Below are 20,168 nucleotides of genomic sequence, written 5' to 3' on the forward strand. Positions count from 1 at the left end.
GCCGAGGCCGATCAGGCCACCGCCAACGCGGCCGGCTCGCTCGTGTACGCACGCACCAGGCGCAGCAGTTCCTCTTCCGAGTACGGCTTGCCCAGGTAGTGGTTCACGCCCAGGTCGCGGGCGTACTCGCGGTGCTTCTCGGCGATGCGCGAGGTGATCATGATGATCGGCAGCTCGGCCAGGGCCACGTCGGCGCGGATGTTGCGGGCCAGGTCGAAGCCGTCCATGCGCGGCATCTCGATGTCCGACAGCACCACGGCCGGGCGCTCCTGCTGCAGCCGCTCCAGCGCCTGCAGGCCGTCGGCCGCAAGCGACACGCGATAGCCTTCGCGCTGCAGCAGGCGCTGCGTGACGCGGCGCACGGTGATGGAGTCGTCCACCACCAGCACGAGCGGGATCTGCGGCACCACCGGGGCAAAGGCGGCCGGCGTCTGCGGCGCGCCGGTGTCCACCGAAGCGGCATGCGTCGGCGCGGCCAGCGCGGCGGTCTGGCGCGCACGCGCCTGGTCGCCGTGCACCGCGGCCAGCGCCACCGGGTTGTAGATGAGTGCCACCGCGCCCGAAGCCAGCACCGAGATGCCGGCCAGGCCGGGCAGCCGCGCGAGCTGCGGGCCGAGGTTCTTCACCACGACTTCCTGGTTGCCCAGCACTTCGTCCACGTGCAGGGCGACGCGCTGCGCCGCGCTTCGCACGATCACCAGCGTGTTGTTCTTGGTGGCGGCGTGCTCGCTGCGGATGGAATGCTGCAGCAGCGCGCCGGCCCAGTAGAACGGCACCTGCTCGCTGCCGAAGGCAAAGCTGTGGTTCAGGTAGGCGGCCTCGAGGTCGGCACCGCTCACGCGCTGCACGAGTTCCACGAGGTTCGACGGCACGCCGATCGACACCTCGCCCGCACGCAGCATCACCACGTGCGTCACGGCGGTGGTCAGCGGCAGCACCAGCTTGAAGGTCGTGCCCTGGCCCGGCGTGCTGTGCGTTTCGATGCGGCCGCCGAGCGCGGCGATCTGCGCGCGCACCACGTCCATGCCGATGCCGCGGCCGGCCAGTTCGGACACCTGCCCTGCCGTCGAGAAGCCGGGCTTGAAGATCAGCTCGGTGGCTTCTTCGGGCGACAGGTCCTGGTCGGGGCCGAGCAGGCCGAGGGCGCGAGCGCGTTCGGCGATGCGCTTCTGGTCGAGGCCGGCGCCGTCGTCGCGGAAGCTCACCGACACGTCGTTGCCTTCGTGGTGCAGGTCGATGACGATGAGGCCGCTGGCGTCCTTGCCGGCCTTCTCGCGCGCCGCCACGTCCTCGATGCCGTGCGCCACGCAGTTGCGCAGCAGGTGCTCGAAGGCGGGCGTCATGCGGTCGAGCACGCCGCGGTCCATTTCGATGGAGCCGCCGACGATGTCCAGGCGCACCTGCTTGCCGGTGTCCTTCGAGGCCTGGCGCACCACGCGGTACAGGCGGTCGGAGATGCCTTCGAACTCCACCATGCGCGTGCGCAGCAGGCCGCGCTGCAGTTCGCGCGTCTGGCGTGCCTGCACGCTCAGGTCGTCTTCCGTGGCCTGCACGGTCTTTTGCAAGGTGCGCTGCACGGTGGCCACGTCGTTCACCGACTCGGCCATCATGCGCGTGAGTTCCTGCACGCGGGTGAAGCGGTCGAACTCGAGCGGGTCGAAGCTCTGCTGCGAGTCCTTGGCCTGTGCCAGGCGCGACTGCATCTGGCTTTCGGCCTGCACCTCGATGTCGCGCAGCTGCTGGCGCAGGCGGTCGAGGTTGCCCGTGAGGTCGGCGAGCGAGCCGCGCAGCTGGCCGAGTTCGGCCTCGAGGCGCGAACGCGTGATGATGACCTCGCCGGTCTGCGCGACCAGGCGGTCGAGCAGCTGGGTGCGGATGCGCACCGCCTGGCCCGACGCTGCACGCAGCGGCGCGAGCAGGGCCGGCGCGGGGCGCGGCAGCAGGGACGACGGGGCTTCCACGGCGGATTCGGCGGAAGCCGCTTCGGCCTGGTCGTCGTTCGCCGACTCGCGCACCTCGGGCGCCGCCTGCACGCGCTGGATGGCGGGTGCGGTCGGGCTGGCGGTGGCGATCAGTTGGGCCACTTCGACCTGGGCGGCGTCGTCGGCCGCGCGCAGGGCGTCGAAGGTGTGTTGCAGCGTGTCCAGGCGCGTGAGCAGCTTCTCGATGTCGGCCCGCTCCGCCCCCTGGGAGCCCAGCAGTTCGATCTCGGACTCCATGCGGTGCGCGCGCTCGCCCAGGCGCATGGCGCCGGCCAGCCGGGCACTGCCCTTGAGCGTGTGCAGCGTGCGCAGCACCGAGGCGCGCGGCGCGCTGTCGTCGGGGTGGTGCGACCACTGGCGCAGCGCCTCGCCCAGCTGGGGCATCAGTTCGGCGGCCTCTTCCTCGAAGATCGGGAACAGGTCGACGTCCACCGCATCGGCCAGGTCGATGGCGTCTTCGTTGTCGTCCAGTACCACGTCGGCAAAGGCGTCGTTGGCGACGACCTGCTTGGGCAGCAGCGTCTCGAAGCGGGCCGCGGCGATTTCGGGCGGCATCGGTGCGGCGGCGATCTCGCGCAGCGCCTGCAGCGTGGCTTCGGACGGATCACGCAGGAAGCCGACGGCGAACTGGTGCAGCAGGCGACGCAGCTCGTCGGCCGCGGCGACCAGCACGACGCCCTGTTCGCGCGTGCCGCTGCCCTGCATCTGCAGGTGCTGCAACGCCGATTCGAGCAGGCGGGCCATGCCCGAGAGGCTGTGGAAGCCGACGGTGGCCGAGCTGCCGGCCAGCGAGTGGGCCAGCGCGATGGTCGAGTCGGGCAGGCGCTCGTGGGTTTCGAGCGCCCATTCGCCGACATCGGTCGCCAGCTGGCGGGACCATTCGTCGGCTTCGTTGAGGTAGACGTTGTACAGCGCGATGCCGATGCGCAGCGGGCCGATCACCTTGACCTGGTCTTCGGCGCTCGGGGCGATGGAAGACTCGGGTTCAGGAATGGCCTCGGCCAGCACGGGCTCAGGCTCCGACACGGGTTCCGGCTCGGCCACGACGGCGGCAGGCAGCTCTTCGACGACAGCAGGGACCTCGGGGGCGGCTTCGACGGCCGCCGACACAGGTTCCGGCTCCGGCTGCAGTTCGACCGGCACTTCCAGCGCCGGCAGTTCTTCGGCCGCTTCGATGACCTCGACAGGTGCAACCGTCTCGGCGACAGGCTCAGCAGCAGCCAGCGGCAGCGGCTCGGGCGCCCATTCGAGATCGGGCAGGCCCGACGCGGTCGGCACCGTCGCTTCGATTTCCGGGGCGGGCTCGGGTTCGGCGTGCGACACGGCGGGCTCGGCCGGTGCATGCGTCTTCGGGGGCGCGAGGAAATCGAAATCGTCGCCGCTGGGCAGCACGTCGAGCGGCGCGGGCGCGGTGCTCTGCTTGCCTTCGAAGTCGAGGAAGTCGGTGGAGGCGAAATCGTCGTCGGGCTCGGGTGTGACAGGCTTGGTTGGTGCGTGTGGCGCTTCTTGCGCCTGCTGCCAGTCGGAGAAGTCCAACGTGGCGTCAGGGGCTGCGACATCTTGCGGCGTCAGCGACAGGTCGGGGAGCTCAGGCAGCTCCGGCAATGCGAGCGGCGCCGGCTCCGCAGCGATGTGGCGCGCGGCCACCGCGAGCGCTTCGGCGTCGGCCACGCGCACCGGTGCGGGCACGGGCTCGCCGGCCAGCAGCGCATTGGCCACGCGGCTGAACGGTGCCGAGTGCCAGGTGCCTGCATCGCCGGCAGCGATGGCTTCGACCCACTGGCTGAAATCGCGCAGCATGCGCTCGGTGCTCGACAGCAGCTCGGGCGTGGCATCGCGCTGATCGGCCAGCCAGGTGTTGAGCACCTGTTCGAGCGACCAGGCGGCGTCGCCGAAGTCGGTGAGGCCGACCATGCGCGAGCTGCCCTTGAGCGTGTGGAACGCACGGCGCAGGATGGTGAGTTCTTCGGTGTCGCCGGGACGGTTGCCGAGCGCGGCGATGGCGGCCAGGCCGTTGCCCACCACTTCGCGGGCTTCGTCCAGGAAGATGTTCTGCAGGTCGTCTTCTTCGAGCTCGGTGACCTCGGTGTCGGGCAGCGCCGACGGGCCCGTGATCTTGGTGGTCCAGCTCTCGGCCTTGCGGCTGAATTCCTCCAGCGGCGACGGCTTGGTCTTGCGGTTGGGCGTGGCCAGCGCGGCGAGCTTGGAGGCGATCTGCGCGTCGACTTCCTCGATGCTGAGCACGGGCTCGGCGGCCGGCGCGGCAGCGCCTTCGGCCGGGGCCGCGGCATCGATGGCCTGGCGGCCCATCAGCGGCTTGAGTTCGCCGGCTTCGGCGTCGAACACGAACAGGCGCTTGGCCAGTGCGGGCTGGTAGCCCAGCATGTCGATGAGGAAACCGAGCGCGCCCAGGTTGTTGCCGAGCGCGTCGAAGGTGGCCATTTCCTCGACGGGCGAGCGGTTGACCTGCAGCATCTGCTCGACGTCGTCGCGCATGCGTTGCACGGTGTGCGCGGCCTGCTCGAGCCCCAGCACCGAGAACACGCCGCGCATCTGCATGAGCTGGGTGGGCACGGTGCGCAGCAGCGGCTTTTCGGCCGGGCGGCGGAAATACTGGTCGAGCGACTTCTCGAGTTCGCTCAGGTGGCTGCGCAGTTCGTCGACCACGGTGCCCATGGTCTGGCGGTCGCTGACGCGGCGGTACAGGTCCTCCATCCACGGCTCGAGCGGCTCGGAACGGCCGCCGTCGCGCACGCGTTCGATGCGGCCGGCCAGCTGCAGCGTGCGGGCCGTGAGCTGCGGGTCGCTGGGATCGAGGTCTTCGAGCGCGGCTTCGAGGTAAAGCACCGAGGTGGCGACTTCCATCGCCAGTTCGGTGTCGGGCGGCTGGCCGGAACGCACCGAGGCGTCCACGGCGTGCGTCAGCGCCTGCACCATCGGCTGGCTCGGCGGATGCAGCTTCAGCAGCGATTCGCCGAGCTGCGCGAAGGTGTCGGCCACCTGCCGCGTGCGCGTGATGTCGCCGCCCGAGAGCGCCGACCACATTTCCTTGGCGGTCTCGATGCGCTTGCGCGCCTGCGAGAGCACCAGCGGGTCGAAGCGGCCGAACTGCACGACGGTGTAGTCGACGCGCGGCTCCTGCGTCACGCCCCAGGCGCTGCGCACGGTGCGCAGCGTGGCGGCGTCGTCCTGCGCGCCGGGCACGGCCTGGGCGCAGAAGAAGAGCAGGTCCTGGCCGAGGCGGTCGGACACCACGCTGTCGCCGCGCGCCAGCGTGGCGTACTGCAGCAGCACGCGCGAGGCGGCGCGCTTGACGTAGGTGTCGGCGGGAATCAGGCCCAGCGCGAGGGCTTCGAAGAAGCCGGCGGCCAGCGTCCAGAAGCTCGCCACGCGCGGCAGCAGCGCGCCGCGCCCGAGCCCCAGGCACAGCGCATGCAGCCGTCGCGCGGCCTGCGCGTCGCCGCTCTTGACCAGTTGCAGCACCTCGCGGTCGAGCCGCGAACGCACGGCCGGATCATAGGCCAGTGCGGCCTGCGTGAGGGCAGGCTTGACCTCGACCCAGCGCCATGCCGTGCTCCACAGGTCCGCCGGGTGGACGCGCTCATTGCCGCCCAGCTCCAGCACGTCGCGGTACTGCGGGAACAGCGCCACCGACGACACGGCCTTGCCGGCCAGCAGTGCGCTGAGGAAATCGGTGACGGCAAAGCCGGCACGCTCGATCTTGTGCACGGCACTCTCGGTGCAGCGCTGCGGTTCGGCAATGAAGCCCTGCACCGCGAATTCGATGGTGCCCAGCACCAGTGCGGGCGAGCTGTGGCCGACCATCTGCAGCGCGCCGACGGCCTGGTGCAGTTGCTGGCGGGCCATCTGCAGCGGACCGCTCTCGGGCTCCGTGGCACTGCCCACGTCGCGCACGAAACGCCGCAGCGACTTGCCGACACCGTCGAGGGACTTCTGGATTTCTCCCAGCACCCAGGCCAGCGGCCCGAGGTCTTCGGTGGCCGGCATGTTGCCGGCGAGGGGGGCCGTGGCAGGGGTTTGAATCGACACGTGGTTGCTCGCCGTTCTTATCTATCTGTTGTCACGCGATCTTGAAACGGGCCACCGAGCGACGCAGTTCTTCGGCCATCTGCGAGAGCTCGCGCACCTGCTGGGCCGTGGTCCGCGTGCCTTCTCCGGTCTGTTCCGTCACCGCAAAAATGTGCTGGATGTTGGCGGCCACCACGTTGGCCGAATCGGCTTCGCGGGAGGCGGACTGCGAAATCTGCTCGATGAGGTCAGCGAGTCGGCGCGACACGCGGTCGATCTCGGACAGCGCGGTACCCGCGTTGTCGGACAGCTTCGCCCCTTCGACCACACCCTGCGTGGAACGCTCCATGGCGCCCACCGCATCCTGCGTGTCGGTCTGAATCGCCTTCACCAGCGCCGAGATCTGGCGCGTGGCGTCTGCGGAGCGTTCGGCCAGTCGCTGAACTTCTTCCGCCACCACCGAGAAGCCTCGGCCGGCTTCACCGGCGGATGCCGCCTGAATGGCGGCGTTCAGGGCCAGCACGTTGGTCTGTTCGGTAATGTCCGAGATCAGCTCGGTGATTTCGCCAATCTCCTGCGACGATTCGCCCAGGCGCTTGATCCGCTTGGAGGTTTCCTGGATCTGGTCGCGGATGGAGTTCATACCGCCGATGGCGTTCTGCACGGCCTGCAGGCCCGACGATGCGGCTTGCAGCGACTGGCGCGCCACCGTGGCGGACTCTTGCGCTTGCGAGGACACGCCGTTGATTCGCTCGGCCATGGTCAGCACCGACTGGCCGGTTTCGCGAATTTCGCGCAGCTGTTCGGTCGAGGCGGCGAGCAGTTCGGTCGAGGTGTTTTCCACCTGCGACGTCGTCTGCGCCACGCGGGTTGCCGTGTTCTGCACGTTGCCCACCAGCAAACGCAGTTCTTCCACCGTGTAGTTCACCGAGTCGGCGATGGCGCCGGTGATGTCCTCGGTCACGGTCGCTTCCTGCGTCAGGTCGCCTTCGGCCACCGTTTGCAGTTCGTTCATCAGGCGAAGAATGGCGGCCTGGTTGGCGTTGTTCACGCGGCCGGCTTCTTCCGATGCCTGCTCGGCAGCCAGACGCTCGCGTTCGGCGACGGCGGCACGTTCGCGGCCTTCGCGCACCTGCACGAAACCGATGGCGCCGGCGAGCGCCAGGGCGGCCAGCGACAGCACGAACAGCAGCACGATGGTACCGGCGCCCAGGCCGGTACGGGCCGAGAGCTTCTCTTGCAGTTCGCCCAGCGACTTACGCAGCGGCTCGCTGTCGGTCAGGATGGACGCCTGCGCTTCGCGCGCGGCCACCAGGCCTTGCAGGTTGCCCAGAATGGCGGAAGCCTGCGTGCGCATCTGCTCGTAGGTCTTCAGAATGGCTTCGAGCTGCTGGCGCGTTTGCGGGTCTTTCGAGCCGGGGAAGCGCTGCTGCGCGTTGCCGTCGAGCAGGCCGCGGGTGGTTTCCTGGAAGGTGTTCAGGTCCTTGCCCAGCAGGAACACGGCGTCGGGGTTCACACCCTCGACCGTGAAGAACTCGTTGGTCGACTTGCCGATGCGCTGCGTCAGCATCACGAGCTGGCCGGCGGCCGAGATCTCGGGCAGCGTGGCGTTCTGCTGCATCTTCAGCGACGCGACGGTTTCCGTCATTTCGAGCAGCGTGGACGACTGCTGGTTGATGTCGCGCAGAGCGGCACCCACCTGCGTCAGGATCTGGCGCTGGGCCAGCACGGCCTTGGCGCTGGTGTCGGCGCGGGCGACCAGCGGGTTGATCTTGTTCATCTCCTCGTCGTACTGGTTGCCGACGGCTTCCAGGCGCAAGGCGTCGTCGCCGTTGGTCAGGCCCTGCACGCGGCGCGAGAGGTCGTCGGCGCTGTCCTTCACTTCGACGAACGCCGAGGCGCTGCCGACGAGGGCCTGCGAGATCGACTTGGCCAGGCGCTGCGACTGCATCAGCGACTGGCCGGTGGCCGCCACCTGCTGCGCCAGGCGTTCCGCGCGAAGGATGGCGGAGCCGGCCACCAGCAACAGCGCCAGCACCACGATGGCCAGCATGATCGCCAGCACGCGCTGCTGCTTGGCGGGGTTGGCGCCCATGCCGCCGCCCGCGGCGGGGGCCAGCGGAACCGCTTCGAGCGTGGCCGCGTTGGCGGCCTCGACGGACGCCGGATCGCCCAGCGCGTCGATGCCGCCGAAGCCGGTGTCGGCTGTGGCGGCGGATGCCCCCTCGCCCTTCTTGGCGAGGCGGATCGTTTTTTCGTCCGGAACCTGAACCGTGTCGACATCGTCGAGCGATATCGAACCGGAGCCGTCGACGCGGGCCTTGTCGTTCCCGTTGGTCGCGGGGAGTAATTTCTTGAACTTGTCGGCGATCGAGCTCACGGTCGGTCCTTCAGGTGGTTGCCAGTGCCATGTGCCGAAGCACTACGCACCAATACTCAAAAACTGGGGTTGCTGCGAAAGCGCCTGCAGGTTGACTTCCTGCCAGCGCTCTCCTGCTGCGTCGGTGTACAGATGCCCGTGCCAGGCCGGGGCCTCTGCGCCCGGAGCGTCGGCGGCCGTGAAGGCCTCGGCACCCCGCAACCCCGCCAGTCGATCGACCAGCAAAGCGCAGTTGACTTCGAGCAGCTCGTTGAATGCCACGAGCCGCGATTGGATGCGTGCCGCCTCGGTGGCGGCGGGGGCGCCCGGCGCACCGGACGCAAACGCCGACAGCTGCACGACGCCGTACAGGCCGCCGCGCAGGTTGGCGACGCCGAGGAACCAGGGCTCCGTGTAGGGCACGGGCTGGGGCGGCGTCCAGGGAAAGATTTCGCCGGCGTGCGCCAGCGGAAAGAGGTACTTGCCCTCACCCGCCTCGACCGCCAGCCAGCTCGCGGCCACGCCCGTGGTGCGCGCGGCCTGGAGGCGGCTCGCAAGCCGGGACTGGAAGGCGCGCAGCGCGTCGCGATTCGCCATGGAGTGCGCAGGTTCCCGCTCAGGCGAGCGCGCTGATCTTGGACATCAGATCGGCCGCGTTGACCGGCTTCACGATGTAGTCGCGCGCGCCCTGGCGCATGCCCCAGACACGATCGGTTTCCTGGTTCTTGCTGGTGCACAGGATGATCGGGATGGCGGCGTACTTCGGGTCGCGAGCGATGGCGCGCGTGAGCTGGAAGCCGTTCTGGCCGGGCATGACCACGTCCATGAGGATCAGGTCGGGGTGGTCTTCCTCGAGGCGGCGCATCGCGTCGTCGGCGTTTTCGGCCGTCTTCACGGAGAAACCGTTCTTCTGGAGGAGGTCGGTCAGGAACACCAGTTCCGTCTTGGAGTCGTCGACGACGAGGATTTTTCGAATGGGCATTACTGCACTTCCTGTTGAACAATGCCAAACTGCTGCACGGCCTGCAGCAGCTGGTCTTTGGTGAATGGCTTGGTGAGATAGTCCTGGGACCCGACCATGCGGCCGCGGGCCTTGTCGAATACGCCATCTTTCGAAGACAGCATGACGACCGGGACATTGGAGAAATGCGCGTTGCGCTTGATGATGGCGCAGGTCTGATAGCCGTCGAGGCGAGGCATCAGGATGTCGCAGAAAATCAGGTGAGGCTTGTGGTCGTTAACCTTGGAGAGCGCGTCGAAGCCGTCTTCCGCGAGAAGAACCTCGTGCCCACCCTGCTTCAGAAAAATCTCGGCACTGCGCCGGATGGTGTTGCTGTCATCGATGACCAGCACCTTGTAACCAGATCCATTCGGGCCCATTGCAAACGCTCCTGCTCATGAGACTTGGATGCCCGCCGCGCCGAACATCGACGCAGATCGCGTAGCCCTATGCCATGCTTGTCAGATCTCAACCATTTCGAAGTCTTCCTTGCGCGCACCGCACTCAGGACAGGTCCAGTTCATCGGCACATCGGCCCAGGCCGTGCCTGCCGCGATGCCGTCTTCCGGTACACCAACCGCTTCGTCATAGATCCACCCACAAATCAGGCACATCCAAGTTTTCGTGTTCATCGGAGCTTAAAGTCCTTGTTCATTAAATGCAACGAGTGTATCTATGCGTATCTCACTGGCAGACCGTAAACGTCGCGCCTATGCCACCATCCAGGGGATTTCGCTAGGCGTATGACCATCTACTTACATCCAGACGAGAACGCCCGCAAACCGGGCAATCTTAACGACCCCTCGCAGGACGATGAGGCGCTGAGCGAACGCGACCTGAATCCCCCCTGCGTGCTGGTGTTCAATGCCAGCGATCCGAGCGGCGCGGGCGGCCTGGGCGCCGACGCCCTGGCCATGGGATCGGTGGGCGCTCACATCCTGCCGGTGGTGACGGGCGCCTACGCCCGCGACACGGCCGAGATCTTCGACCACTTCGCCTTCGAGGAAGAGGCCGTGGCCGAGCAGGCGCGCGCCATCCTGGAAGACGTCGAGGTCCAGCTGATCAAGGTGGGCTTTGCCGGCACCCCCGAGGCGCTGAGCACCATCGCCGAGACCGCCGCCGACTACCCGGACGTGCCCGTGGTGGCCTACATGCCCAACCTGTCGTGGTGGGACGAGAACCTCATCGAGGCCTATCTCGACGCTTTTCGCGACCTCGTGCTGCCCCAGACCACGGTGTTGGTTGGAAACCACAGCACCCTGTGGCGCTGGCTGCTGCCCGACTGGAGCGGCGAGCGCCCGCCCGGCGCGCGCGACATCGCCAAGGCCGCCGGCGAGTTCGGCGTGCCCTACACCCTGGTCACCGGCATGGTGCTGCCCGACCAGTTCATCGACAACGTGCTGGCCTCGCCGCAGTCGGTGCTGGCCAGCGAGAAGTACGAACGGCTCGAAGCCGTCTTCGCCGGCGCCGGCGACACGCTCTCGGCCGCGCTCGCCGCCCTGCTGGCCAGCGGCACCGACCTCGTCGCCGCCACGACCGAAGCGCTCGCTTACATGGACCGCTGCCTCGACGCGGGCTTTCGCCCCGGCATGGGCCACGTGCTGCCCGACCGCCTGTTCTGGGCCGAGCCCGAGGACGACGAAGACGATGACGACGCGCCCGACACCCCTCCCGATTTCGCTTTACCCCCGCACGACACGCGACACTGATGACTGACCAGAACGACCTTCTTTTCGAGCGCGCCCGCGCCGTGATCCCCGGCGGCGTGAACTCGCCCGTGCGCGCCTTCAAGGCCGTCGGCGGCACGCCCCGTTTCATCCAGCGCGCGCACGGCGCCTATTTCTGGGACGCCAACGACAAGCGCTACATCGACTACATCGGCTCCTGGGGTCCGATGATCCTGGGCCATGGCCACCCCGCGGTGGTCGAGGCGGTGCAGAAGGCCGTGCTCGAAGGCTTCTCGTACGGCGCGCCGACCGAGCGCGAGATCGAACTGGCCGAAGCCATCCTGGCCCTGGTGCCATCGATGGAGATGGTGCGCCTCGTGAGCTCTGGCACCGAAGCCGCCATGAGCGCGCTGCGCCTGGCGCGCGGCGCCACCGGCCGCAAGACCATCGTCAAGTTCGAAGGCTGCTACCACGGCCACGCCGATGCGCTGCTCGTGAAGGCCGGCTCGGGCCTGGCCACCTTCGGCAACCCGACTTCAGCCGGCGTGCCACCCGAGGTGGTGCAGCACACGCTGGTGCTCGAGTACAACAACCTGCAGCAACTCGAAGAAGCCTTCGCGCTGCACGGCAAGGACATCGCCTGCCTGATGATCGAGGCGATCGCCGGCAACATGAACTTCGTGCGCGCCACGCCGGCCTTCGCGAAGCGCTGCCGCGAGCTGTGCACGCAGCACGGCGCGCTGCTGATCTTCGACGAGGTGATGACGGGCTTCCGCGTTGGCCTGCATGGCGCGCAAGGCGTGCTGGGCATCACGCCCGACCTCACGGTGCTCGGCAAGGTGATCGGCGGCGGCATGCCGCTGGCGGCCTTCGGCGGCCCGCGCGCCATCATGGAACAGCTCGCGCCACTGGGCCCGGTCTACCAGGCCGGCACGCTGTCGGGCAACCCGGTGGCCACCGCCTGCGGCCTGGCCACGCTGAAGGAAATCTCGAAGCCCGGCTTCTACGAAGCGCTGGCCAAGAAGACCCGTACGCTGGTCGACGGCCTGAAGGCCGCCGCGGCCGCCGAGGGCCAGCCCTTCAACGCTGACAGCGAAGGCGGCATGTTCGGCTTCTTCCTCATGAACGAACTGCCGCAAAACTACGCGACGGTGATGACCACCGACAACGCACAGTTCAATGCGCTGTTCCACGGCCTGCTCGACCGCGGCGTGTACATCGCGCCGGCGCTCTATGAAGCAGGCTTCGTGAGCGCCGCGCACAGCGAGGACGACATCGCGGCCACCATCGCCGCGGCGCGCGACATCTTCAGTAAGCGCTGACGCGCACCCTCCCCGCTCAGGCGGGGTCGACCGCCGCCACCGGCCCGGCCTCGGCTTCGAGCACCTCGGCCGCGGCCAGGCACAGGTCTTCCCGGAAGCGGTCGCTCACGAGCTGCACGCCCGTGGGCAGCCCGTGGCGCATGCCCATCGGCACCGACAGCCCCGGCAAGCCCAGGATCGCGGTGGACAGCAGCGGGCTCTGCGCATCCAGGATCTCCCGCATCGCGGCACTGCCGCGCTGGTCGGCATCGACCGGGAACGGATGGCGCCACGACACGGGCATCAGCAGCAGCGGATGTCGTTGAAGGAACAGCGCCCATTCACGCATCAGGCCCGTGCGCGCAGCCAGGGCGCGCATATAGCTTGCTGTGTCGAACTGCGGCGCGTGCGCATCCATGGCGCGGTAGGCCTGGCGGATGGTGTCGTCGCCATCGCGCATCAGCGCCTCTTCCACCAGCAGCCGGCTGTCAGCCATCGTCAATGACAACCAGAGGTCGGCCGTCTCGCGCAGACGCGGCGGCTGCGCGGGCTCGACGCGGTAGCCGGCGCGCTCCAGGCGGCGCGCGGCGCGCTGCAAGGCATCGGCCACCTCGGGGTCGCAGGCGTAGCCGGGCAGCTCGGTGCACAGCGCCACGCTGACGGGACTGCCCGACGTGGCCGATTCCAGCGGCGCGGGCGCCCACCACGGGTCGCGCACATCGCGCTGCGCCATCGCGGCAAAGGCCAGCCGCAGGTCGCGCACGTTGCGCGCCAGCGGCCCTTGCACCGACGTGAGCTGGACCACCATCGGCCGCTCGCCCGCACCCGAAGGGTTGAAGGCCGGCACGCGCCCGAAGCTCGGGCGCAGGCCGTACACGCCGCAGGCATAGGCCGGGTAGCGGATCGATCCGCCCTGGTCGTTGCCGTGCGCGATGGCGCCGATGCCGACCGCGACCGCCGCCGCCGCGCCGCCGCTTGAACCACCCGGCGTGACATCGGCGTTGTACGGATTCAGCGTGCGTCCGTGTGCTGCGTTGTCGGTGAACCAGCGCATCGAGAACGCGGGCGTGTTGGTGCGGCCGACCACGATCGCGCCGGCGCGCTGCAGGTTCGCGACCACGGGGCTGTCGTCCTTCGCCACGACGCTGCGGTAAGCCTCCACCCCGTTGGTGGTGGCATGCCCGCGCTGGTCGACGTTGACCTTGATGGTGACCGGCACGCCATGCAGCGGCCCGGTCGCCTCGCCCTGCGCGAGCACGGCATCGGCCTGCGCCGCCGCGCCGAGGGCCTCATCCGCGCAGCCGTCGACCACCGCGTTCACCCGCGGGTTGACGGCCTCCAGGCGCGCCAGGCTGCTGCGCACCGCCTCGACGCACGAGACCTCGCGCGCCTTGATGCGCTGCGCCAGGTCGGCGGCTTCCAGTTGCCAGAGTTGCATGCGTTGTCTCCTTGGGAAAAATGAAATCGATCGATCGGACGTGCGTCAGTCGCCCTTGACGCCCGCGCGCCGCACGGCGTCGGCCCAGCGCGGCTTCTCGCGCTTCATCAGCGCGCTGAGTTCCTCGGGGCTCGAAGGCAGCGCCTCGATCGACAGCGCGGCGTTGGCGCGCACCACGGCCGGGTCGGCCAGCGCGGCGCGCAACGCGGTGTTGAGCCGGTCGACCGTCTTGCGCGGCGTGCCCGCCGGCGCCATCAGCGCGCCCCAGGCCACCACCTCGAAACCGGGCACGCCGCTCTCGGCCACCGTCGCCACCTCGGGCAGCACGCCGGCGCGCTTCGCGCTGGTGACGGCGATCGCCTTGACCCGGCCCTGCTGGATGAACGGCAGCACCGCCGAGATGTTCTCGATCGTCACGTCGAGCTGGCCGTTGACCATGTCGCCGACCGCCTGGGTGCCGGTCTTGTAGGGCACCTGCACCATCGTCAGTCCGGTCTCGGCCTTGAGCAGTTCGCCGGTCAGATGGCCTGCGCTGCCGATGCCGGGCGAGCCGGCCGAGAGCTTGCCCGGGTGCTCGCGGCCATAGGCGACCAGTTCCTGCAGGTTGCGCACCGGCAGGTCCTTGCGCACGATCAGCACGTAGGCGTTGCTCGAGATCAGGCCGACCGGCACCAGGTCTTTCTCGGGCGCGTAGGGCAGCTTCGAGAAGAAGGCGGGGTTGATGCTCAGCGTGACGAGGTTGCCGTAACCGACCGTGTAGCCGTCCGGCGCGGAGGTGGCCAGCGCCTGCGTGCCGACGATGCCGCCGGCGCTGGGGCGGTTGTCCACCGCCAGGGCCTGGCCCAGCTCGCGGCCCATCGCATCGGCCACGGGCCGCACCGCCACGTCCACGCCCGACCCGGCGGCGTAGGGCACGATGAATTTCAACGGGCGCTCGGGAAACTGGGCCGAGGCGCCCAGGGCAACAGCGGCCAGTCCGGCCAGGACAGTGCGGCGGGTCCACGCGAATGACAGTGCAGGCACGAAGGTATCTCCTGTGAGAGTCCCGCCGCTCACCATGAGACGACCGGTGCGCAAAGTCTAGAAATCGGCCGCGCGCCGGAAAAGACAATCGCTTGTCGCGATGACAACCTGCGTTTGTCTGGGGATCACCCGGTGGCGCCGGGCGGCAGAATGCGCCGCATGAAGGACCACCAGCTCAAGGCCTGGCTGCGGCTGGCCGACACCGGCAGCATCCGCGCCGCCGCGCGCAGCCTGCACCTGAGCCAGGCGGCCGTGACCAAGGCGATCCGCGAACTCGAGGCCGAGGTCGACGCCCAGCTGGTGCTGCGCAGCTCGCGCGGCATCGAGTTCACCGAGTGCGGCCGCCAGCTCACCGTGCGCGCGCGGCTGGCGCACCAGCAGCTCGAACTCGCGCGCCAGGACATCCGCATCCTCCAGGGCAGCCAGCACGGGCGCGTGGCCGTCGCCGTGACGCCGATGGTGTTCCTGGGCGTGCTGCCCGAGGTGGTGCGCGCCTTCCGCAAGGCGATGCCGCATGCGCAGCTCAAGCTCTTCGACGGCCTGATTCCCCAGGTGCTGCCGCTGCTGCGCGAAGGCACGATCGACTTCGCGGTGGCGGGCCCGGTCGCCGCGGCACTCGACGCCGACTTCGCCTTCGAGCGGCTCGACATGATCGAGATGGCGGTGCTCTGCCGGCGCGGCCATCCGCTGAACCGCGCCACCCGCTGGGAAGAAGTGGCGGGCGCCGAATGGCTGATGCACCTGGCGCCGGGCAGCCAGCACACCTTTTTGCTCGAACAGTACGCCGCGCAGGGCCTGCCGCTGCCCGAGCACCGCATCGAGGTGGCGTCGTTTGGCGTGAGCTGGGGCCTGCTCACGCGCAGCGACGCGCTGATGGTCGGGCCGGCCGGCATGCTCACCATGCCGCCGTATGCCGATCTGGTGGAGCGCGTGCCGCTCGCGATGCCGGTGCCGGTGCCGCCGCTGGAGCTGGGCATCGTCTCGCCGCGCGGCAAGCCGCTGTCGCTGGCGGCGCTGCGGCTGGCCGAGCTGTTTCGCAAGTACCTGGCGCGGCCCGCCTGAGCGATGTCATCGTTTTCGTGATCGCCGCGTGTATATTGCGCCGGCGTTCGCGGGGCCATGCCCCCGCGCGCAGACCCAAGGGAAGCCGTCATCGCAGCCACCATCGAAGCCGCGAGACAGACCAATTTCAGGATGCCCCGCCCATGACCCCCTTGCGCATGCTGCCACTGCTGAGTGCCCTTCTTTTGCCGGGCCTCGCGCTGGCGCAGTCCTTCGAGCCGAAGAACATCTGGGTCAACCCCGGCTTCTACTCGGCCCACTTCGACAGCGGCAAGGGCCTGGAAAACGCCAACCCGGGCCTGGGCTTCGAGTACCCGCTGAACGACACCTACCGCGTCACGGCCGGCACCTTCCACAACAGCAACCGGCGCCAGTCGCACTATGTCGGCCTGTACATCCTGCCCTTCGAGTTCTACGGCGTGAAGTTCGGCGCGGTGGTGGGCGGCTTCGACGGCTACCCCGACTACCGCAACGGCAACTGGTTCCCCGCCATCATTCCGACCGCCGCCATCGAGGGCAAGAACTGGGGCCTGAACATCGCCTACGTGCCGACGATCAGGAACCGGCTGTACGGCGCGATCAGCTTCCAGCTCAAGTACCGCTTCGGCACGCACGAGTAGCAGCCACAAAAAAGCCAGGGCCGCGCGAGCGACCCTGGCCTTGTTCTGTTCGGGCAGGCCCCGCAGGGCCGCAGGCTCAGTGGCGGAAGTGGCGCACGCCCGAGAACACCATCACCACGCCGCGCTCGTCGGCCGCGTCGATCACTTCCTGGTCGCGCATCGAGCCGCCCGGCTGGATGACGCAGCCCGCGCCCGCATCCACCACCACGTCCAGGCCGTCGCGGAACGGGAAGAAGGCGTCGCTCGCCACCGCCGTGTCCTTGAGCGACAGGCCCGCATGCTCGGCCTTGATGCTGGCGATGCGCGCCGAATCGAGGCGGCTCATCTGGCCGGCGCCCACGCCCATCGTCATGCCGTCGGCGCAGAACACGATCGCGTTGCTCTTGACGTACTTCGCGACCTTCCAGGCGAACAGCAGGTCTTGCAGCTGCTGCGGCGTGGGCTGCTTCTTGCTGACCACCTTGAGGTCGGCCAGGGCCAGCTCATGGTTGTCGGCGGTCTGGATCAGGAGGCCCGAGCCGACGCGCTTGACGTCCATCGCGTTGCGGCCGTTGTCCCAGTCGGTGGCGCCGCCCTTGGGCAGCGCGATCTCAAGCACGCGCACGTTGAGCTTGGCCTTGGTGGCCTGGAACACTTCCAGCGCCTCGGGCGTGTAGCCCGGTGCCATCAGCACTTCGACGAACTGCTTGTTGACGGCCTGCGCGGTGGCCAGGTCGACCGGACGGTTGAAGGCGATGATGCCGCCGAAGGCCGAGGTCGGGTCGGTCTTGAAGGCCTTGCTGTAGGCCTCGAGCGCATCGGCGCCCACGGCCACGCCGCAGGGGTTGGCGTGCTTCACGATCACGCAGGCCGGCACGTCGAAGCTCTTCACGCATTCCCACGCCGCATCGGCGTCGGCGATGTTGTTGTAGCTCAGCTCCTTGCCCTGCAGCTGCCTGGCCGACACGAGCGAACCGGGCGCCGGGTACAGGTCGCGGTAGAACGCGGCCTGCTGGTGCGGGTTCTCGCCGTAGCGCAGGTCCTGCACCTTCACGAAGCGGCCGTTGCTCTGCGCGGGGAACAGCGAGCGCGTGGGCGCGGGCTGGCCGATGCTGGCGTCGAAATCGATGGCCGAGAGGTAGTCGCTGATCGCGCCGTCGTAGTCGGCGATGCGGTTGAACGCGGCCACCGAGAACGCGAACTTGGTCTTGTCGCTGAGCTTGCCGTCGGCCTTGAGTTCGGCCAGCGCCACGGCGTACTGCGAGGCGTCGGTGAGCACGCCCACGTCCTTCCAGTTCTTGGCGGCGCTGCGCACCATGGCGGGGCCGCCGATGTCGATGTTCTCGATGGCGTCTTCCAGCGTGCAGCCGGGCTTGGCCACTGTGGCTTCGAACGGATACAGGTTGACCACCAGCAGGTCGATGGTGTCGATGCCGTGCTCCTTGATCGCAGCGACGTGCGCGGGCAGGTCGCGGCGCGCCAGCAGGCCGCCGTGGATCTTCGGGTGCAGCGTCTTCACGCGGCCGTCGAGCATTTCGGGAAAGCCGGTGTGGTCGGCGACCTCGGTCACCGGCAGGCCGGCGTCGGCCAGCAGCTTGGCGGTGCCGCCGGTGGACAGCAGCTTGACGCCCAGGCCATGCAGGGCCTGCGCGAATTCAAGGATGCCGGTCTTGTCGGAAACGGAAAGGAGTGCGGTCTGAGCCATGGGATATGCCGTGGAGTTATTTCAAAAGTTTGTGCTCGACCAATTTCTTGCGGAGCGTGTTGCGGTTCAGGCCCAGCCATTGGGCGGCCCGGGACTGGTTGCCTTCGGCGCGCGTCATGACGACGTCGAGCAGGGGTTTCTCGACCACGCGCACGAGCATCTCGTACATGCCGTCGGGTTCGGTGCCCCGCAGATCGCGAAAGTAGCTGTCCAGACTGCTGCGAACGCAGTCCTCGATGTGTTTCTTGCTCATTGCTTCTTCTCTTTTTGTCTTCGCTCAATCGACGGCGCAGGCCGTCTCCTCTTCTCCCGCCGGCTCCTCGTCTGCCGTCGGGGCGGGCATGCGGTCCATGCGGTCCGCAAGCCCCTGGAAATAGTCGTCGACCGCGCGCAGCTGGCCGGCGCAGTCTTCGATGGCGTTCATCCGTGCGCGGAACGCCTCGCCGTCAGGCAGCGCACGCACATACCAGCCGATGTGCTTGCGCGCCGTGCGCACGCCGCTGAACTCGCCGTACAGCGCGTAGTGCTCCACCAGGTGGTCGAGCAGCAGCCGGCGCACCTCCGCCACCAGCGGCGGCGCCAGGTGGGTGCCGGTGTCCAGGAAATGCGCGATCTCCCGGAAGATCCACGGCCGGCCCTGCGCGGCGCGGCCGATCATCACGGCGTCGGCGCCCGTGGCCGCGAGCACGTCGCGCGCCTTCTCGGGTGAGCGGATGTCGCCGTTGGCCACCACCGGCACGCGCACCGCGGCCTTCACGGCGGCGATGGTGTCGTACTCGGCGTGGCCCTTGTAGCCCTGCTCACGCGTGCGCCCGTGCACCGTGAGCATCTGCACGCCGGCCGATTCGAAGTCGCGTGCGAGCTTCACCGCGTTGCGGTGGTCTTCGCTCCAGCCGGTGCGCATCTTGAGCGTGACCGGCACGTTGAATGGTTGCGCCGCGTCGACCACGGCCTGCACGATTTCGAGGGCCAGCGGCTCGTCGCGCATCAGCGCCGAGCCGGCCCACTTGTTGCAGACCTTCTTGGCCGGGCAGCCCATGTTGATGTCGATGATCTGCGCGCCGCGCTCGATGTTGTAGACCGCGGCCTCGGCCATCATGGCCGCGTCGGTGCCGGCAATCTGCACCGCAATGGGGCCCGGCTCGCCGTCGTGGTTGGCGCGCCGCGAGGTCTTCAGCGTGTTCCAGAGTTCCTTGCGCGAGGTGACCATCTCGCTGACCGCATAGCCCGCGCCGAGTTCGCGGCACAGCATGCGGAAGGGCCGGTCCGTCACGCCGGCCATGGGCGCGACGAACAGCCGGTTTTCCAGCGTGTGGGTGCCGATCTGCAAGGTCATGGGAAGGAGTGCTGTGCGGGTCGGCTGCTGAAAAATGAGGCACGATTGTAGCCACGTGGCATTTCAGCGACTGAAACGATTTACGCCTTTTTGCGCTTGCGACACAGGCGTAAACACCAGTATTTCGCGGGGCCTTCTCCCACGCGCTTGCGACGTGAGCGCTGCCTATACTTCGCCGACCTTATGCAAGCCTGGCTCGACGCACTCCTGGCGCTCCTCGCGCTCCCCCAGTACGGACTTTCGACGCTGTTCATCGCGGCCTTCGTGTCGGCCACGCTGCTGCCGGTGGGCTCCGAACCGATTTTGTTCGGCCTGCTGAAACTCAACCCCGAGATGTTCTGGCAGGCCATTGCCGTGGCCACCATCGGCAACACGCTGGGCGGCGCGGTCGACTGGTGGATGGGCTACGGCGCGCACAAGGTGGCCGACAAGTACTCGCACTCGAAACACCACCTGCGCGTGCTCGGCTGGCTCGAGCGGCTGGGCCCGAAGGCCTGCCTGCTGAGCTGGCTGCCGATCGTGGGCGACCCGCTGTGCGCGGTCGCCGGCTGGCTCAAGCTGCCGTTCTGGCCCTGCGTGGGCTACATGGCGATCGGCAAGTTCCTGCGCTACGTGACGATGACCTACGCGCTCCTTTACGTCTTCCCGTCATGAAGCGCGCGGTCGA

General features: G+C 68.5%; 16 protein-coding genes. 5 read left to right on the top strand and 11 right to left on the bottom strand.

All coding sequences use genetic code 11. The annotated features are described in order from the left end of the window. Positions 1–11: 11 nt before the first annotated feature. From AC07YS_RS01760 to AC07YS_RS01785, 6 genes are all read right to left on the bottom strand, one after another. Positions 12–6,032, bottom strand: coding sequence for a hybrid sensor histidine kinase/response regulator (locus tag AC07YS_RS01760; RefSeq protein ID WP_495267073.1), 6,021 nt, complete (start codon positions 6,030–6,032; stop codon positions 12–14). Positions 6,033–6,063: 31 nt separating this feature from the next. Then, positions 6,064–8,391: a methyl-accepting chemotaxis protein gene (locus AC07YS_RS01765; protein WP_095948039.1), complete on the bottom strand. Its 2,328-nt coding sequence runs from the start codon at positions 8,389–8,391 to the stop codon at positions 6,064–6,066. A 42-nt stretch (positions 8,392–8,433) separates the two neighbouring features. Beyond that, entirely contained in the window at positions 8,434–8,967 is a 534-nt protein-coding gene (locus AC07YS_RS01770; protein ID WP_062479111.1) for a chemotaxis protein CheW, read from the bottom strand. Between the two features lie 19 nt (positions 8,968–8,986). Beyond that, positions 8,987–9,352, bottom strand: a complete 366-nt coding sequence (locus tag AC07YS_RS01775) for a response regulator (RefSeq protein WP_062479114.1) — start codon at positions 9,350–9,352, stop codon at positions 8,987–8,989. Then, the gene (locus tag AC07YS_RS01780) at positions 9,352–9,750 is read right to left on the bottom strand and encodes a response regulator (RefSeq protein ID WP_021012487.1); all 399 of its coding nucleotides are present in this window, start codon (positions 9,748–9,750) and stop codon (positions 9,352–9,354) included. Before AC07YS_RS01780 ends, AC07YS_RS01775 begins: the two co-directional genes overlap by 1 nt. An 81-nt stretch (positions 9,751–9,831) precedes the next feature. Next, the gene (locus AC07YS_RS01785) at positions 9,832–10,002 is read right to left on the bottom strand and encodes a rubredoxin (RefSeq protein ID WP_007838397.1); all 171 of its coding nucleotides are present in this window, start codon (positions 10,000–10,002) and stop codon (positions 9,832–9,834) included. Between the two features lie 111 nt (positions 10,003–10,113). Here AC07YS_RS01785 and thiD point away from each other — a divergent pair, with 111 nt between their 5' ends. Further along, complete coding sequence (gene thiD / locus AC07YS_RS01790; protein WP_062479115.1) at positions 10,114–11,079, top strand: bifunctional hydroxymethylpyrimidine kinase/phosphomethylpyrimidine kinase; 966 nt, start codon at positions 10,114–10,116, stop codon at positions 11,077–11,079. Then, positions 11,079–12,359 (top strand): glutamate-1-semialdehyde 2,1-aminomutase, encoded by a 1,281-nt coding sequence (hemL, locus tag AC07YS_RS01795; RefSeq protein WP_495267072.1) that lies wholly within the window; start codon positions 11,079–11,081, stop codon positions 12,357–12,359. Before thiD ends, hemL begins: the two co-directional genes overlap by 1 nt. 16 nt (positions 12,360–12,375) lie before the next feature. Here hemL and AC07YS_RS01800 read toward each other — a convergent pair whose 3' ends face one another. Both AC07YS_RS01800 and AC07YS_RS01805 read right to left on the bottom strand, forming a co-directional pair. Further along, on the bottom strand, positions 12,376–13,776 hold the full coding sequence (locus AC07YS_RS01800; RefSeq protein WP_495267071.1) for an amidase family protein: 1,401 nt from the start codon (positions 13,774–13,776) through the stop codon (positions 12,376–12,378). Positions 13,777–13,821: 45 nt separating this feature from the next. Next, a complete protein-coding gene (locus AC07YS_RS01805; protein WP_495267070.1) occupies positions 13,822–14,799 on the bottom strand; it encodes a Bug family tripartite tricarboxylate transporter substrate binding protein in 978 nt (325 codons plus the stop codon). A 159-nt stretch (positions 14,800–14,958) separates the two neighbouring features. On the opposite strand from AC07YS_RS01805, the gene AC07YS_RS01810 reads away from it, so the two are divergent. Both AC07YS_RS01810 and AC07YS_RS01815 read left to right on the top strand, forming a co-directional pair. Beyond that, entirely contained in the window at positions 14,959–15,861 is a 903-nt protein-coding gene (locus AC07YS_RS01810; RefSeq protein WP_495267069.1) for a LysR substrate-binding domain-containing protein, read from the top strand. Positions 15,862–16,004: 143 nt separating this feature from the next. Beyond that, positions 16,005–16,481, top strand: coding sequence for a hypothetical protein (locus AC07YS_RS01815; protein WP_062479124.1), 477 nt, complete (start codon positions 16,005–16,007; stop codon positions 16,479–16,481). A gap of 76 nt (positions 16,482–16,557) precedes the next feature. Here the strand turns inward: AC07YS_RS01815 and purH are convergent, their stop codons facing one another. Genes purH through dusB form a run of 3 tightly spaced genes read right to left on the bottom strand, consistent with a single transcriptional unit; the run spans position 16,558 to position 19,501 of the window. Continuing rightward, positions 16,558–18,165 carry a bifunctional phosphoribosylaminoimidazolecarboxamide formyltransferase/IMP cyclohydrolase gene (gene purH, locus AC07YS_RS01820; protein ID WP_495267068.1) on the bottom strand — a complete coding sequence of 536 codons (1,608 nt, stop codon included), beginning with the start codon at positions 18,163–18,165 and terminating at the stop codon, positions 16,558–16,560. A gap of 16 nt (positions 18,166–18,181) precedes the next feature. Further along, the gene (locus AC07YS_RS01825; RefSeq protein WP_056577757.1) at positions 18,182–18,418 is read right to left on the bottom strand and encodes a Fis family transcriptional regulator; all 237 of its coding nucleotides are present in this window, start codon (positions 18,416–18,418) and stop codon (positions 18,182–18,184) included. A gap of 24 nt (positions 18,419–18,442) precedes the next feature. Beyond that, positions 18,443–19,501, bottom strand: a complete 1,059-nt coding sequence (gene dusB, locus AC07YS_RS01830) for a tRNA dihydrouridine synthase DusB (protein ID WP_070062764.1) — start codon at positions 19,499–19,501, stop codon at positions 18,443–18,445. 183 nt (positions 19,502–19,684) lie between these two features. Here dusB and AC07YS_RS01835 point away from each other — a divergent pair, with 183 nt between their 5' ends. Further along, positions 19,685–20,155, top strand: coding sequence for a YqaA family protein (locus AC07YS_RS01835; RefSeq protein ID WP_056577751.1), 471 nt, complete (start codon positions 19,685–19,687; stop codon positions 20,153–20,155). The last annotated feature ends 13 nt before the right edge of the window (positions 20,156–20,168 follow it).

This window comes from Variovorax sp. GW458-11-26-14-LB1, assembly GCF_059423965.1.

Coding starts and splice junctions, on each gene's coding strand:
- AC07YS_RS01770 (WP_062479111.1), bottom strand. CDS start 8,967: ATGGCGAATCGCGACGCGCTGCGCGCCTTCCAGTCCCGGCTTGCGAGC.
- AC07YS_RS01775 (WP_062479114.1), bottom strand. CDS start 9,352: ATGCCCATTCGAAAAATCCTCGTCGTCGACGACTCCAAGACGGAACTG.
- AC07YS_RS01780 (WP_021012487.1), bottom strand. CDS start 9,750: ATGGGCCCGAATGGATCTGGTTACAAGGTGCTGGTCATCGATGACAGC.
- AC07YS_RS01785 (WP_007838397.1), bottom strand. CDS start 10,002: ATGAACACGAAAACTTGGATGTGCCTGATTTGTGGGTGGATCTATGAC.
- thiD (WP_062479115.1), top strand. CDS start 10,114: ATGACCATCTACTTACATCCAGACGAGAACGCCCGCAAACCGGGCAAT.
- hemL (WP_495267072.1), top strand. CDS start 11,079: ATGACTGACCAGAACGACCTTCTTTTCGAGCGCGCCCGCGCCGTGATC.
- AC07YS_RS01800 (WP_495267071.1), bottom strand. CDS start 13,776: ATGCAACTCTGGCAACTGGAAGCCGCCGACCTGGCGCAGCGCATCAAG.
- AC07YS_RS01810 (WP_495267069.1), top strand. CDS start 14,959: ATGAAGGACCACCAGCTCAAGGCCTGGCTGCGGCTGGCCGACACCGGC.
- AC07YS_RS01815 (WP_062479124.1), top strand. CDS start 16,005: ATGACCCCCTTGCGCATGCTGCCACTGCTGAGTGCCCTTCTTTTGCCG.
- purH (WP_495267068.1), bottom strand. CDS start 18,165: ATGGCTCAGACCGCACTCCTTTCCGTTTCCGACAAGACCGGCATCCTT.
- AC07YS_RS01825 (WP_056577757.1), bottom strand. CDS start 18,418: ATGAGCAAGAAACACATCGAGGACTGCGTTCGCAGCAGTCTGGACAGC.
- dusB (WP_070062764.1), bottom strand. CDS start 19,501: ATGACCTTGCAGATCGGCACCCACACGCTGGAAAACCGGCTGTTCGTC.
- AC07YS_RS01835 (WP_056577751.1), top strand. CDS start 19,685: ATGCAAGCCTGGCTCGACGCACTCCTGGCGCTCCTCGCGCTCCCCCAG.